The 15,379-nt window shown below is 34.2% G+C and carries 13 protein-coding genes; all 13 read left to right on the top strand.

Annotated features, from left to right (window positions below; all coding sequences use genetic code 11):
- Positions 1 to 7: 7 nt before the first annotated feature.
- Positions 8 to 154 (top strand): hypothetical protein, encoded by a 147-nt coding sequence (locus tag acear_RS12540; RefSeq protein WP_187286636.1) that lies wholly within the window; start codon positions 8 to 10, stop codon positions 152 to 154.
- 114 nt (positions 155 to 268) lie between these two features.
- Positions 269 to 1,180: a phosphate ABC transporter substrate-binding protein gene (locus acear_RS04565; protein ID WP_013277839.1), complete on the top strand. Its 912-nt coding sequence runs from the start codon at positions 269 to 271 to the stop codon at positions 1,178 to 1,180.
- A 90-nt stretch (positions 1,181 to 1,270) separates the two neighbouring features.
- A complete protein-coding gene (locus acear_RS04570) occupies positions 1,271 to 3,445 on the top strand; it encodes an EAL domain-containing protein (RefSeq protein ID WP_013277840.1) in 2,175 nt (724 codons plus the stop codon).
- 142 nt (positions 3,446 to 3,587) lie between these two features.
- Positions 3,588 to 4,289 carry a response regulator transcription factor gene (locus acear_RS04575; RefSeq protein ID WP_013277841.1) on the top strand — a complete coding sequence of 234 codons (702 nt, stop codon included), beginning with the start codon at positions 3,588 to 3,590 and terminating at the stop codon, positions 4,287 to 4,289.
- Positions 4,290 to 4,405: 116 nt separating this feature from the next.
- The gene (locus acear_RS04580; RefSeq protein ID WP_013277842.1) at positions 4,406 to 5,326 is read left to right on the top strand and encodes a PstS family phosphate ABC transporter substrate-binding protein; all 921 of its coding nucleotides are present in this window, start codon (positions 4,406 to 4,408) and stop codon (positions 5,324 to 5,326) included.
- A 520-nt stretch (positions 5,327 to 5,846) separates the two neighbouring features.
- Positions 5,847 to 6,737, top strand: a complete 891-nt coding sequence (gene pstC, locus acear_RS04585; RefSeq protein ID WP_013277843.1) for a phosphate ABC transporter permease subunit PstC — start codon at positions 5,847 to 5,849, stop codon at positions 6,735 to 6,737.
- The gene (gene pstA / locus acear_RS04590) at positions 6,737 to 7,588 is read left to right on the top strand and encodes a phosphate ABC transporter permease PstA (RefSeq protein WP_013277844.1); all 852 of its coding nucleotides are present in this window, start codon (positions 6,737 to 6,739) and stop codon (positions 7,586 to 7,588) included. The genes pstC and pstA overlap by 1 nt, the downstream gene beginning before the upstream one ends.
- Before the next feature lie 27 nt (positions 7,589 to 7,615).
- Positions 7,616 to 8,392: a phosphate ABC transporter ATP-binding protein PstB gene (gene pstB, locus acear_RS04595; protein WP_013277845.1), complete on the top strand. Its 777-nt coding sequence runs from the start codon at positions 7,616 to 7,618 to the stop codon at positions 8,390 to 8,392.
- 30 nt (positions 8,393 to 8,422) lie between these two features.
- Entirely contained in the window at positions 8,423 to 9,073 is a 651-nt protein-coding gene (phoU, locus tag acear_RS04600; protein WP_013277846.1) for a phosphate signaling complex protein PhoU, read from the top strand.
- 122 nt (positions 9,074 to 9,195) lie between these two features.
- A complete protein-coding gene (locus tag acear_RS04605) occupies positions 9,196 to 10,107 on the top strand; it encodes a biotin/lipoyl attachment domain-containing protein (protein ID WP_013277847.1) in 912 nt (303 codons plus the stop codon).
- A gap of 12 nt (positions 10,108 to 10,119) precedes the next feature.
- Entirely contained in the window at positions 10,120 to 11,430 is a 1,311-nt protein-coding gene (locus tag acear_RS04610; protein ID WP_013277848.1) for a PhoH family protein, read from the top strand.
- 211 nt (positions 11,431 to 11,641) lie between these two features.
- On the top strand, positions 11,642 to 13,468 hold the full coding sequence (locus acear_RS04615) for an MASE3 domain-containing protein (protein ID WP_280956782.1): 1,827 nt from the start codon (positions 11,642 to 11,644) through the stop codon (positions 13,466 to 13,468).
- A gap of 92 nt (positions 13,469 to 13,560) precedes the next feature.
- Positions 13,561 to 15,348 (top strand): MASE3 domain-containing protein, encoded by a 1,788-nt coding sequence (locus acear_RS04620; RefSeq protein ID WP_013277850.1) that lies wholly within the window; start codon positions 13,561 to 13,563, stop codon positions 15,346 to 15,348.
- The last annotated feature ends 31 nt before the right edge of the window (positions 15,349 to 15,379 follow it).

Consider the following 15,379-nt stretch of genomic DNA (forward strand, 5'->3'; position numbering starts at 1 on the left):
GGTTCACATGGCTTCTTTCTTTAAATTAACTACAATAACTAAGAATCCGATTACTTCAATAGTAATCTTACATATTACGGCTACAGTCTATGGAATAGTTATGGGCTATCTATTATATTATTTTTACCAGAGATGGGGGCCGGTTTTGGAATGAAAGTTTTTACATAAATTTAATAATCATTTAATTTCTTTTCAAAGTGCGGATGTTATACTTCAGTTGAAGTTAAAAAATAGTTAGCATCTAGATAATAATAAAGGAGGAAATTAAATGATTAACAGAAAAGTAGTTGCTTTATCTTTAGTATTACTTATGACAGTAGGTGTTCTATTTACGGCTACAGGCCAGGCAGAGGCTTGGGGGATTTTTGGAGATGACGAGGAGAAGCAAGAAGAAAAGGTTGAAGAGAATGGTAATCAAGGATCTGATGAGAAGGCAAAGAATTTAAGTATCCAGGGATCTTCTACTGTACTACCGATTGCACAACGGGCTGCCGAAGTCTACATGGAGAAGAATCCAGAGGTAAATATTACAGTTAGAGGCGGCGGTTCTGGTAATGGTATTGCTGCCTTAGTCGATGGAGCTGTTGATATTGCGGATGCATCGCGGTTTATTAAAGAAGGAGAGTATGACCAGGCTAGAGATAATGGAATCTATCCTGTACCACATAGAGTAGCAATGGACGGTATTGCTGTAGTTTTACATCCAAGCAATTCTGTTGATGGATTAACATTGGATGAGATCAAGGCTATCTATACTGGTGAAATTACTAACTGGAAAGAGTTAGGCGGCGAAGATGAAGAGATAGTTGTTGTTTCTCGTGATTCCAGTTCTGGAACCTTTGAAGTCTTTGGAGAGATTGCTCTTGAAGGAGAAAAAGTAGCACCTAGTGCTTTAATGCAGGCATCCAATGGAGCAGTATCCGGCACTGTTTCAGAGACTGAAGGAGCTATTGGTTATGTAGGATTGGGATACTTATCAGATGATCTTAAAGCTGTTAAAGTTAACGGCGTTAAACCGAGCAATGCTACAGTAGCTAGCGGTGCTTTCCCAATTGCTCGTCCGTTATTTATGTTTACTGACGGTTGGCCAGAAGGATTAACTGCTAAGTTCATTAACTTTGTTTTAAGCGCTGAAGGACAGGAAATTGCTGAAGAACAGGGCTATGTCCCGCTTCATTAATTTAAAATTAAGTAGTGAGTAGTTGAGTAATAGACCCAGCTTGTCAATAGGATAAGCTGGGTTTTAATATTATAAAAAGGAGGTGGAATAATGTTGGAAAATATCAAAAATTCCATAAAAGGTTTATTGGATTATGGGATGAATGGGTATATTCGGGAAAACTTAACTGATACTTTAACTGACTTGCCGATAATTCCTGTTTTTCATGATAAACTACATAAGTATTTAAAGATAGAGGGTAAGAATGTAGGAGTAGTCTGTTTGGATATTGTTAATTTTAGCCATATTGAAAAAGAGTATGGCTATAAAGCTTGTGAAAAAATCCTACTTGGCTTGACTGATATCTTGGATGATATCTGTGATAATTTAGTCCGGGCTGAGGATAAGATCGGCATCAGTAACCGCGGCGGCGATGATTTCATTATCTTTTTAGCCGGTCTGGAGGATACTATAACTGAAGCAGAAAAGTCTTTACAGATAGTAGCCAATCGGATCAAATCACAAGCAGTAGATAGATTAAATAAAAGAGATTATATTGAAAAAAGTTTGAACTTATATGTAGGTTATACTGTAATCAGCGGTAAGAATGTAAAACGAGTAGAGAGTGCTGTCTATAAAGCAATAAAAGAAGCAGATAAGAGAGCCAAAGACGAAGAATATCAAAAATGGATCAAAAAGAAGAATAGATTAGCAGAAATAATTGATCAGGAACAGATTCAAATTCTCTATCAGCCGTTAATTTCTTTACAATCAGGAGAGAAGATGGGATATGAAGCCTTAACTAGGGGACCTGAGGGAAGCGAGTTTGAAAGGCCTGATTACTTATTTGGATTTGCTAAGGAGACAGATCTATTATTGGATCTTGAGCATTTATGTCGGCGGAAATCCATAATTGATGCTACTGACTTTTTGGACGGAGAGAGGTTATCTATTAATGTCAGCCCCGAGGTTATTGAGGTTGATGATTTTAAAAAAGGCGTTACAGAGCAGTTAATCTCTGATCTGGAGATGAATAAAAAGAATATAATCTTTGAGATTACTGAAAAGACTGCTATCAATAACTTTGATATCTTTCGTAAGACATTGAAGCATTATTATGGACAGGGATATCAGATTGCGGTTGATGATGTAGGTGCCGGCTATGCCAATTTGCAGACGATTTCTGAACTCCATCCCCAGTATATTAAACTGGATATGTCTTTAGTAAGAAAAGTGAATATCGATACTACTAAAGAAGCATTACTGGAGGCATTAATCAATTTTGCGCATCGGATTGATGCTAAAGTAATTGCTGAGGGAATTGAAGATTATGATGAATTAGAGAAGTTGATAGAATTAGGAGTGGATTATGGACAGGGCTATCTAATTCAGCATCCATTGTCTACTCCTAAGCCTATTGATCAGAGCTTAAAGCAGTTTATACTCAAAAAGAATGAAGAATTAGAGAAATCAATTACTATCAATACTTTAAAAATAGAGAAGATAGCCCGCCAGGATATTACTTTACATCAAGATGACCTGGTAGAAAAAGCGGTAAATTACTTTGAACAGAATCATTATTTAACTGGGATAGTAGTAGTTAATGATGAGGAAACCCCAGTAGGCTTAATTATGAAGGATGAATTATATTATAGATTGGGAAAACGGTTTGGAGTGTCGCTATTTAAACAGCGGTCAGTAGAATTAATAATGGAGAAGCATCCTTTAATTGTTGATGGCGAGGAGACAATTAAGGAAGTATCCAGGCAGGCTATGAGTCGGGAGCATGATAGAATCTATAATTATATAGTAGTAACTAAAGAAGATAAGTATTATGGTTCAGTATCTATCCGCAGCTTATTGGAGCATATAACTAAGATGCAGGTGGATGTAGCCCAGAACTTAAATCCATTGACCGGACTACCCGGCAATTCTTTAATCGAACAGCAGTTAGATAAAGCTATAAATAATAATTCTGATTTAGCAATTATGTATATTGATCTCGATAACTTTAAGGCTTTCAATGACAATTATGGGTTTGAAAATGGAGATCGGGTTATTAAGTTAACTGCTGATATTTTAGTTAATCTGACTAGACAGGGTGATTTTGTAGGACATATCGGTGGAGATGACTTTATAGTTATTACTGAAGCCAAAGGAGCTAAGGCAGTATCCCAAAGAATAATTAATCGGTATGAAGATGAAGTTAAAGAAATAGTTAATGATAAAACCTGCTTTTTATATCAGCCAACTATTTCGATATCGGTAGAACAGCTGCTCAGCTAAAGGATAAGGTTAAGAAATTAGAAGGAAGTAATTACTTAATTAATGATTAATTTTAACAGACTGTTAACTTTAATCTAAAGTCTTTGTAACATAAATTTGAGATAATTAGATTAAAGTTGATAGATATCGGGAGGGGAAACTGATGGGGGAAGATCATATATTAGTAGTAGATGATGAAAAGAATATCCTAGAACTGGTTAAGTATAACCTTATTCAGGAGGGGTATGAGGTTTCTCTAGCTATTAATGGAGAGAAAGCTTTAAAAAAAGTAGATGATATTGCTCCGGATTTAATTATTCTGGATATTATGCTGCCTGGACTTGATGGATTTGAGGTCTGCCACTGTTTACAGGAAATGGAGAAGACTGAAGGAATTCCAATTATTTTTTTGAGTGCTAAAAGCGAAGTTGAAGATAAAGTAAAAGGATTGAACTTGGGAGCTACTGATTATTTGACTAAACCCTTTAGTCCTCGAGAGTTGGCTTCTAGAGTTAAAGCAGTTTCACGGAGGATTAATCAGAATCCTTATCACAAGAAAGAGACTTTAAGGTATGGTAAACTAACTATGGACTTAAAGGGATATCGGGTATTAATTAATAAAGAAGAGATTGATCTGACTAATAAGGAGTTTAATCTTCTAGCCTATTTAATTGATAAGTTAGGTAAAGTCTGTTCTAGGGATGAACTGTTGGCTAATGTCTGGGGGTATGAAAATGTAAGTGGAATCAGGACAGTAGATGTACATATCCGTATGCTGCGTAAAAAGTTTACTCAGTATAATATAGAAAGCCTCTTAATTAAGACAGTACAGGGAGTAGGTTATAAGCTAGTTAAGAATAATTAAACAGCAGTTTCTTTTTTTATTAACATAAATTTAACATTACTGTAATCTAGCTTTAATATTCATCTGCTATAATTCATATTAGAATAGAACTAATAAATCATTTAGGAGGCTGAGAAATGAAAAAGTTATTTAACAAGAAATTGGTGGTCTTAGTAAGTCTTGTAGCATTAGTAGGAATAGTTGCAGTAGGATGTGGTGGAAATCAGCAGAGTCAGGGAGATTATGTACAGGTTAAAGGTTCTGATACAATGGTAAATATGGTACAGGTTCTATCAGAGAAGTATATGGGTGAAAAAGAAGATGCTTCTATTTCAGTAACCGGCGGCGGTTCCGGAACAGGAATTGCAGCTTTGATTAATGATAAAGTGGATATAGCCAATGCTTCACGAATAATGAAGGATGAAGAGATTCAACAGGCTAAGGATAATGGAGTTGAGCCTAAGCGATTTGTTATTGGAATGGATGGCTTAGCAGTAGTGGTTAATGGAGAGAACTCTATTAAAGATTTAACAGTTGAAGAGATAGGTAAGATCTTTAGAGGCGATATTACTAACTGGAAAGAAATCGGCGGTCCGGATAAGGAAATTTCATTATATGGTCGTCAGAGTAATTCCGGTACTTTTGTTTATTTCAAGGATAATGTTTTAGAAAGTGATTATTCTGCAGACATGAAGCGGATGAATGGTAATGCTCAGATTGTAGAAGCAATTAAAGAAGATAAGGCTGGAATCGGTTATGTTGGAATCGGCTATGTTGTAAAGGATGGTGAAGTTATAGACGGCTTAAATGTCTTAAATGTAGCCAAGGATGCTGATGCAAAGGCGGCTAGTCCTCTGAAACCGGAGAATGTAAAGACAGGAGCTTATCCACTGGCTAGACCTTTAAATCAATATACTAACGGAAAGCCGACAGGGGCTATACTGGACTTTATTAAGTATGAATTGAGCGAAGAAGGACAGAAGATAGCAGTTGAAGAAGGCTTCTATCCTGTAAGCCCTGAGTTCAAAAAGATTAATCAGAAGAATTTAACTGACTAATCATGAATGAGTATCAACTTAAGCTAAATTGATATAATGTTGCAGTTTTGTACTTTTATGATATTGCAAGAATAGTCAATATGTATCCGCCGCTTGCCGTTCGTTCGACATCCTGTCTCACTCACTCTCAAAAACTGACTCTCCACCATCCGTGGTTTCGAGTCAGTTTTAAGAGTCGCTCTGGACACATATTGACTATTTGTAGCACAGAAATTTCATTAATTTGGTTTTAAACGCTTCTTCAGATAATTTTGCACAATGTAGTTGATATCTTGCAACAAGCGACTTTAAAGCAGCCCCATAAGAGAAAATAATTAACATATAAAGTAGGTTCTTTTTTTAATTGTATCTCTAAGATTAGTTTATTGCTAGTTGATTAGGGCTGATTTTCGGAGCGTTTGCAAGATATCAACTTTAAACTGCAACAATATATCAAATTTATGTAAAACAAAGTTGATCTGAAGCCTGATGAAATATCTTCAGTTATTTGCTGGTGAGTTTGTAAGGAGGAGTGGTTTAATTGAAGAAAAAGGGAAGTTTATCCAGACTGAAGGAAAAGGGGATTGAATTATTTTTTTTTGGTAATGGTATTTTAGCTATTATTATTCTGATTGGTATCTTTTATCTGTTAGTAAGTGAAGGACTTCCTATGTTTGAAGAAGTCGGTTTTAAAGAATTTCTAACTTCGACTCGCTGGAATCCAACATCTTCTAATCCAGGTTATGGAATACTTAGTTTAATAGTAAGTACTCTGTTGGTAACTATCGGATCATTGATTTTTTCTGTTCCTTTAGGAATAGCCTGTGCTGCCTATTTGGCTGAGGTGGCTGATTCCAGAGTTAGAGAAGCTTTAAAGCCAGTAATTGAAATTTTAGCCGGGATTCCATCAGTAGTAATTGGATTTTTGGGGATTGTATTAGTAGGTCCAATGATTGCTGATCTATTTAATCTAAGTAATGGTCTAAATGCTATTAATGGTTCTATTTTACTGGGGATTATGGCTTTACCGACGATTATCAGTATTTCAGAGGATGCAATTTCGGCAGTACCGGAAGAGTATAAAGAGGCTTCACTGGCTTTAGGTGCCAACAGATGGCATACATTGATTAAGGTTGTTCTTCCGGCGGCATTATCCGGAATAACAGCAGCAGTTATGCTGGGAATGGGACGGGCTATCGGTGAGACAATGGCAGTTTTAATGGCTACCGGTAATGCTCCTGCTCTACCAGGGAGTATATTCGATTCTGTTCGGACCATGACTGCTACTATTGCTGTGGAATTAGGAGAAGTGCCTTACAACACTACCCATTATTATTCGTTATTTGCTATTGGATTAGTCTTATTTGTAATGACTTTCATTGTTAATCTAGTATCTGATATAGTCCTCCATAAATACGGGGAGGGTCAGTAATGAAAACAAATGAATTGAAGCAGAAGATAGGATTTGGGATTTTGAGGCTATCTGCACTGGTGATTTTATTGATTTTAGGTACTATATTATATGATATTATAAGTAAGGGTATTGGTGTTATAAATTGGGGATTTATTACTGAGGCCCCTAAACAGGGTATGACAGCAGGCGGTATCTGGCCGGCTATTGTAGGTACCTTTTTGGTAACTTTAATTACTGCTGCTGTAGCTATTCCGTTAGGTATTTTTGCTGCTATTTACTTAAATGAATATGCTAATCAGGGAAAGATAACTAGATTGATTAGAATGTCTATTAGGAATCTAGCCGGAGTACCGTCTATAGTTTATGGCCTCTTTGGTTTAGCTTTTTTTGTAAATATCTTAGGTTTAGGAACTTCAGTCTTATCTGCGGGATTGACTTTAGGATTAATGACACTGCCCGTAACAATTACTGCCAGTGAAGAAGCACTTAAAGCAGTACCTGATGCTTACCGTCAAGGAGCTTTGGCACTAGGGGCTTCTAAATGGTATAGCATTAGAACCAATGTATTGCCCCATGCGATTCCTGGAATCTTGACGGGAACGATCTTAGGTTTAGCCAGAGCAGCCGGCGAAACAGCACCTATTCTATTTACTGGTGCAGCCTTCTTTTTACCATTTCTACCGAAGTCGCTTTCAAGCCAGTTTATGGCTCTACCGTATCATCTCTATATTATGGCTACCCAACACCATGATATAGCCCAGGTAAGGCCTTTAGCCTATGGTACTGCTTTGGTATTAATTACATTAGTTTTAGCTATGAATTTAATTGCTATTTTGTTACGATTCTGGCTGCGTAAAAAGAAAGAATAGCCTTTAATGTAGAGGAGGAAAGAATAAATGGTTGAGGAAGTAAATAATAATTCAGAAAAGATTGTAGTTGAAGATCTAGATTTTTATTATGATGACTTTCAGGCTTTAGAGGATGTTACATTAAGAGTTCCGCCTAATCAGGTAACTGCTTTAATTGGACCGTCCGGCTGTGGAAAGTCGACCTTTTTAAGGACTCTAAACCGGATGAATGATTTAATTGAAGGTACCAAAGTAGAAGGAACTGTCTTAATTGACGGAAAAGATATATATCAAGAGGACCTGGATGTAGTTAGTCTCCGCAAGAGAGTAGGAATGGTCTTTCAGGAGCCCAATCCCTTTCCAAAATCAATCTATAATAATGTAGCTTATGGACCTAAAGCCCATGGTATTAAAGATAAGGCTGAATTGGATGAGATAGTAGAGGAAAGTTTAAAGCGGGCTGCTCTATGGGATGAAGTTAATGATAGACTGGATAAGTCAGCCATTGGTATCTCAGGCGGACAGCAGCAGCGGTTATGTATCGCCCGGGCATTAGCAGTCAATCCTGATATACTCCTAATGGATGAGCCTACTTCAGCTTTAGACCCAGTAGCGACAGCCAAGATTGAAGAATTGGTTGAGGAGTTAAAGAAGAACTATACAGTAGTGATTGTAACTCACAGTATGCAGCAGGCAGCCAGAATCTCAGATCATACAGCCTTCTTCTTGACAGGAGAGGTAGTGGAGACTGGACCAACAGAGAAGATATTCGAAAGACCAGAAGACCAGCGGACTGAGGATTATATTACTGGACGATTTGGTTAATTAATATTTATACTAAAGAGGGGGTAAAATATGGTGAGATCTAATTTCAATCAGGAGTTAGAAGAATTAAACCAGAAACTTTTAAAGATGGGAAGTATGGTAGAGGAAGCAATCCATAAATCAGTAACTTCTTTAGCAGAAAAGGATGTAGAGTTAGCCGAAGAAGTAATGGAGAATGATGATCTGATTGATGAGGCTGAAGTTGAGATCGAAAAGAGATGTATTAAGTTAATTGCTCTTCAGCAGCCAGTGGCCAAAGATTTGAGAACTATCGGTATGATTTCAAAGATCATTACTGATTTAGAGAGAATGGGTGATTTGGCTTATAATATTGCTCGCATTACTACTGAAATAGCTGGGGAGAGTTTAATCAAACCATTGGTTGATATTCCTCATATGACGAGAATTACTCAGGATATGGTTCGGGAATCTTTAGATGCATTTGTTAATCTTGATTCAGAGAAGGCCTATGAAGTAGCTGAAATGGATGATGAAGTGGATCGAATTAATGAGCAGATTTTGCGTGAATTATTAACTTATATGATGGAGGATGCATCAACTATCAGTCAGGCTACTCGTTTAATGTTTGTAGGTAGATATTTAGAAAGAATTGCTGACCATGCTACTAATATCTGTGAACGGATTATCTATATGGTAACTGGAGAACGAGAAGAGCTATAGTTTAATATTATTAATCTAGTAAGCCTCCCTGAAATTAATAGGGAGGTTTATTGTTTAAAATAAAGGATTCATTTTCTTGATAAAGAAATATTATAATAGCTAATATATAAGGAATGATATTGGTGACAAGAAAGAGAATTAGAAGTAAGGCTGACTCCCAAAAGAATAAATTTGGTGTAACTAAAATTTTAATGGCTATTATTGCTTTTATTATAGCGCTGTCTGTGGTATTAAATCTATTTTTTCATACTACAGATAAGACAGTACTATCAAAGTATGGTAAGATTAGAGATGAATTTAAGACTGAGGGATTATTTGTAAGGAGAGAATCGGTAACGATAGCTCCTATATCAGGAAGGCTGAATTTAAAAGTGGAAGCAAGAACTAAGGTACAGGCCAGCACTTTAGTAGCCCAGATTAAGAATAATCGAAGCAAATATAATCTATATAGCTATAACAGCGGCCTTGTAAGTTACCACACCGATGGGTTGGAGTCTACTTTACAGCCGGAAAATATAGATGAGCTAACCTATAAACAGTTTCAGAAGCTAGGATATAAGATCCACCGAATACATAATGGAACCAATGTAAATAACGGTCGACCGATTTTTAAAATTGTTGATAATTTCTTACTTTATTTAGTAACGCCGATTTCTAAAGATAAGAGCCAATTATTTAAGCCTGGTATGGAAGTAGAGTTTGAACTGCCTCAGAAAACAGAAGATAGATATACAGCCCGGGTGGATAGAATTATTAACAGCCAGAATAAAGATATGTTGGTTCTGGATGTAAAGAGGTTTATTTCTCTCTTTATGAAATTAAGAAAAACAGAGGTGAATTTAATAAAGTCATCATATAATGGTATTGTAGTCCCTATTACTGCTTTAGTAAGTAAAGAAGGAAAGACTGGAGTAATGGTAGTTAAAAATGAGCAAGCATCCTTTAAAGAGGTTAAGATTGTAGGTAAGAATCAAAATCAAGCAGTAATTAAAGGGATAGATGTAGGAGTCAAGATTTTTAAAGATCCAGAATAGGAGGATGGTTAAATGAAAAAGACTTATGTGTTAGATACTAATGTTTTACTTCATGATCCGGGTGCTCTCTTCGCTTTTGATGATAATGATATAATCATTCCTATTGTAGTGATTGAAGAGATAGATGCACAGAAGAAGCGCCAGAATTCTATTGGAAGAAGTGCTAGGCAGGTGTCCCGTTATTTGGATGATTTGCGGGAAAAAGGAGAGCTGTATAAAGGAGTTGAGCTCCGACAAGGCGGTACTTTAAAGATTGAACTGAATCATCAGATGCTTGATCAGCTTCCTTTGAGTTTAAGTGAAGAAAAGGCTGATAATAGAATTCTGTCTACTGCTATGGGCTTGGATGAAGACAGTGAAGTAAACAAACCAATTATTCTGGTAACTAAAGATATAAATATGCGGGTTAAGTCCGATGCTTTAGGGATTAAGGCTGAAGATTATGAAACCAATAAAATTAATATTGAGGAGCTGTATTCTGGATTATCTACTGTAAAAGTAGATCCTGAGTTAATAGATCAGTTCTATTCGGAAGAAGAGCTGGAGCTTGAACAGGACTTCTATCCTAATCAATTCATCTTACTGGAGGATAATGTAGGAGGTTCTCAGTCTGCTCTCTGTAGATATGATGATGAAAGGAATCTGCTGCGTCCGTTGATCTTCCAGGGAACAGATACTTGGGGTATAACTCCTCGGAATAAAGAACAGCAGTGTGCTTTTGATATGTTATTGAATGATGAAATTAAGTTAATTACCCTAGTAGGTAAGGCCGGAACCGGTAAGACGCTGCTTGCTTTGGCAGTAGGATTAGAAAAAGTAGTAGAGTTAAAAGACTTTAATCGGCTGTTAGTTACGCGGCCGATTGTGCCGATGGGTAATGATTTAGGTTACCTACCTGGAGATAAAAAAGAAAAACTGCGGCCCTGGATGCAGCCGATCTATGATAATATGGAGCTTTTAGTCGGCAGCAGGGACGGCGATGCTGCTGATATGATTCAGAACCTGCAGGATATGAATCTAATTGAGATGGAGGCTCTGACCTATATTCGAGGCCGGAGTATTCCGCAGCAGTTTATCATAGTTGATGAGGCCCAGAATCTAACGCCGCATGAGATTAAGACAATAATTACGAGAGTAGGCGAAGGAACCAAAATCATCTTAACCGGTGATCCTTATCAGATAGATAATCCTTATCTGGATAGCAATAGTAATGGTTTGACTTATTTAGCAGAAAGATTTAAGGACCAAAAGATTGCTGGACATATTACTTTACGCAGTGGAGAACGGTCAGAACTGGCAGAATTGGCTGCTTCAGTTTTATAGAAAGAAAGCTCCTACTTAAAATTTTAAGTAGGAGCTTTCTGGTTTATTTTGCAGGAATTATTATTAATTTTGTTAAAAATAAATAATAACCAAAAATATTTCACTTTATAATATTTTTAATAAAATATAGGGGGAGAAGAAAATTAGATATAAAAAAACATTAATCAAAGAGGCCATAATATTATTCTGTTTAGTAATAGGAGCTATTTATATAAGTTTTAAGAATTTTTTACTTTTTCATGTTAGTATAGAATTATTCAGTATTATTATTGCCTTTAATATCTTTGTTATTGCTGTAAATGCTTCTGAAATTACTGAGAATAGTAATTTCATTTTTTTAGGATTAACTTATGGATTTGTAGGTTTTTTTGATCTGCTTCATACTCTTGCTTATCCAGGAATGGATATCTTAGCAAAAGGTGGTATTGATTTATCAGCTCAATTATGGATTATTGCTAGGTATATTGAATCTTTTTCTTTATTAGGTTTTGTGTTGTTTTGGTATAAAGATTTTAAAAAGAGTAATAAAGTAATTTATATTTACATTTTAGTTACAGCTATATTGTTATTGAATATTTTTTATTTGCATACATTTCCTGCTTGTTTTATAGAAAGAATAGGATTAACTTCATTTAAAATAATTAGTGAATATATAGTTTCTGGAATATTATTGATAGGAATTATATTATTAGTTACTAACAAACAGAAATTAAATTCAAAAATCTATTGGTTTATGTTAGGAGGACTAGGAACAACAATTGGATCTACAATATCTTTAACTTTTTATACAAACCCTTATGATTTTTCAATTATAGTAGGCCATCTTCTTAAATTAATTTCTTTTTACTTTATTTATAAAGCTATAACTAAAACTAGTTTACAAAAACCTTATCAATCATTATTTTATGAATTAAATAAGACTAAAAAGAAGTTAGAACAAAAACAGAATAAATTACTTAATGTAGCTAAAGTATTATTTGTAATTGTTAATACCGAAGGAAAAGTGACGTCAATTAATCAGTATGGATGTGAAGTTTTAGGATATCAAGAAGAAGAGATTATCGGTAAGGATTGGTGCGATAATTTTGTTGCCATAGAAGATAAGAAAAGAAGTAGAGAAATTGGAAAGAAATTGGTTGCTGAAAATTTAGAGTCAGTTGAATGTATTGAAAATAATATTATTACCAAAGAAGAAGAAAAAAGAACAATTGCCTGGCGGAACACTATATTAAGAGATGAAGTAGGAAATATTAAAGAAGTATTGGGGGCTGGAATAGATATTACTGACCGAAAAAAATTACAGGAACAGTTAGTGCGTTCTGAAAAATTAGCTGAATTAGGTAAACTTGCTTCAGGAATATGTCATGAATTTAATAATCAACTTGCTGGTATGATGGGGCAAATTGATATATTATTATTGAAGAATAAACAGGATAAAATTAGTTTAACAGCAGATGCAATTGATAGACTTAAGCAGATAAAGTCAAATGGACAACAGGCTAAAAAAATTGCCTATGATCTTATGAATATATCTAAACCTAAAAGCGAGAGTATTTCAGCTCATGATATTAAAGAGATAATAGATGAAATATTAAGCATCCAGCAAAGAAAATTAGAGGTAGAAAATATAGAAGTAATTAGAAAATACTCTTCTGTGCCAAAAGTAAAGATGAATTCAGATGAATTGAAACAAATTTTCTTAAATCTAATAATAAATGCTCGCGATGCTATGGGACCTTATAATGGAGGACAATTAAAAATATCTGTCCAAGAAGTAGATAATGACGAAATTGAAGTAGAGGTTAGTGATACAGGAATAGGCATGGATGAGGAAACTAAAAATCAAATATTTAAACCTTTCTTCACTACTAAAGCAGATTTGATTCAAGATAAATTTGATCAGAAAGGAAATGGCTTGGGATTATCAATAACAGCAAAGATTATTGAAAAATATAATGGCAGTATTGAGGTGAAGAGTGAAAAAGGAACAGGAACAACTTTTACAATAAGAATACCGACTGTGAACCTCTCCACCTAAATCTGTGATTTAGGTGGAGAGGTTCACTCAATGTTTCAAAATATATTTAAGCATAATTAATAAATTTTTTTGATAACTAAGGAGGAAGATTATTGGGAGAAAATCATCAATATAAAAGTAATAGCTTAATTATTTTGGTTATAACCTGTTTAGTACTATCATTTATTAGTTTTAAAAATTACCTGCTTTTTCACAATATTGTTGAATTATATAGTGTTATTATTGCTTGTGGTATTTTTATAATTGCTGTTAACACCAGTCATCTTTCTAGTAATAGTTATTTATTATTTATAGGCGTCTCCTATGGATTTATTGCTTTTTTTGATCTATTCCATACCCTTTCCTATAAAGGAATGGGAGTTTTTTTCATTAGAACAGCGAATTTACCAACTCAATTGTGGATTATAGCTCGTTATCTAGAGGCAATATCATTATTAATAGCTTTTAAATTTATCAATACTGACATTAGTACTAAGAAATTATATTTTAGCTATTTTATCTTTTCTTTAGTTTTATTATCAGGGGTGTTCTGGGCAGAATGGTTCCCTAATTGTTATCAACCAGATAGTGGCCTTACTATTTTTAAAATATATAGTGAATATGTAATTATAGCTATTTTAATTTTAAATATTATGCTTCTTATTAAAAAAAGAGATAAATTTCATTCTCAATTTTATAAATATATGATGTATTCAATAGGTTTTACTATTCTATCCGAATTACTTTTTACCATGTATAGTGATGTTCAGGGACTATTTAATATATTAGGACATATTGTAAAATTAATTTCTTTTTATTATATCTATAAATCAGTTATTCAAATTAATCTCTTAGATCCTTATAATGCTTTATTTCGTAATATAAATAAAAAAAACAAAAAGATGAAACAATTAAATAATACCTTACTTGTAATTACTAAAGTCAAGGGTTTAATTGCTACTGAAGAAGATATTGAAACTTTCTTTGATAAATCCTTAGATGTTTTATTAGAAAAAAGAGATTATGCAATGGCTTGGATTGGAAAAGCAATAGAAGAGGATAAGAAAGTAATTCCTATGGCCCAAGCAGGAATGACTAAAGGATACTTAGATAATATCACTATTACTTGGGATGATAAGGAATCAAGCATGGGGCCAACTGGAAGGGCTATTAAAGAAAGAAAACACATTATTGAAAAAAATAATGTTAACTTTGCTTCCTGTCAAGAAGAGGCGTCTAGAAAAAATTATGTAACTAGTATTGCTCTACCTATTATTCATGATGATCAAGTTTATGGTGCTTTAAATATTTATTCTAAATCCAAGAATACTTTTATAAAACCAGAAATTGATTTATTACAAGATTTAGCTAGAAATATCGGTTTTGCCATTAATAAATTACGAAATAAAGAAAAAATAAAATATTTATCCTTTCATGACCAGTTAACTGGGTTGTATAATCGCATGTTTTTTAATAAAGAATTAGAAAGATTAAATGTGAAACGTAATCTTCCTTTAAGTATTGTTGTAACTGATTTAAATGGGTTAAAAAAAGTTAATGATAATTATGGACATAAAATGGGAGATAAGTTATTAATTGCTTTTGCTAAATTATTAAGAGAATATTGTCGTCAGGATGATATTATTTGTCGTTGGGGTGGTGATGAATTTGCTTTATTATTTCCTAAGACTCCATCTTCAAAAACTAAAGAAATAATTTCTAGAATTAAAGAGAAGGTAAATCAGACTACATGTGAAGGAATTCAGTTAAGTAGTGCTTTTGGTTATGCAGTTAAAACTAATACTGAAGATGACATTCAGCAAATATTTAAGCAAGCAGATAATAATATGTATCAAGATAAAAGACAACAAAAGCAGTCATCAGATATAAATAATTGTTAACAATAAAACTAAATTTATAGTATTTTGTTAT

The sequence above is a fragment of the Acetohalobium arabaticum DSM 5501 genome, assembly GCF_000144695.1.
Taxonomy (GTDB): domain Bacteria; phylum Bacillota; class Halanaerobiia; order Halobacteroidales; family Acetohalobiaceae; genus Acetohalobium; species Acetohalobium arabaticum.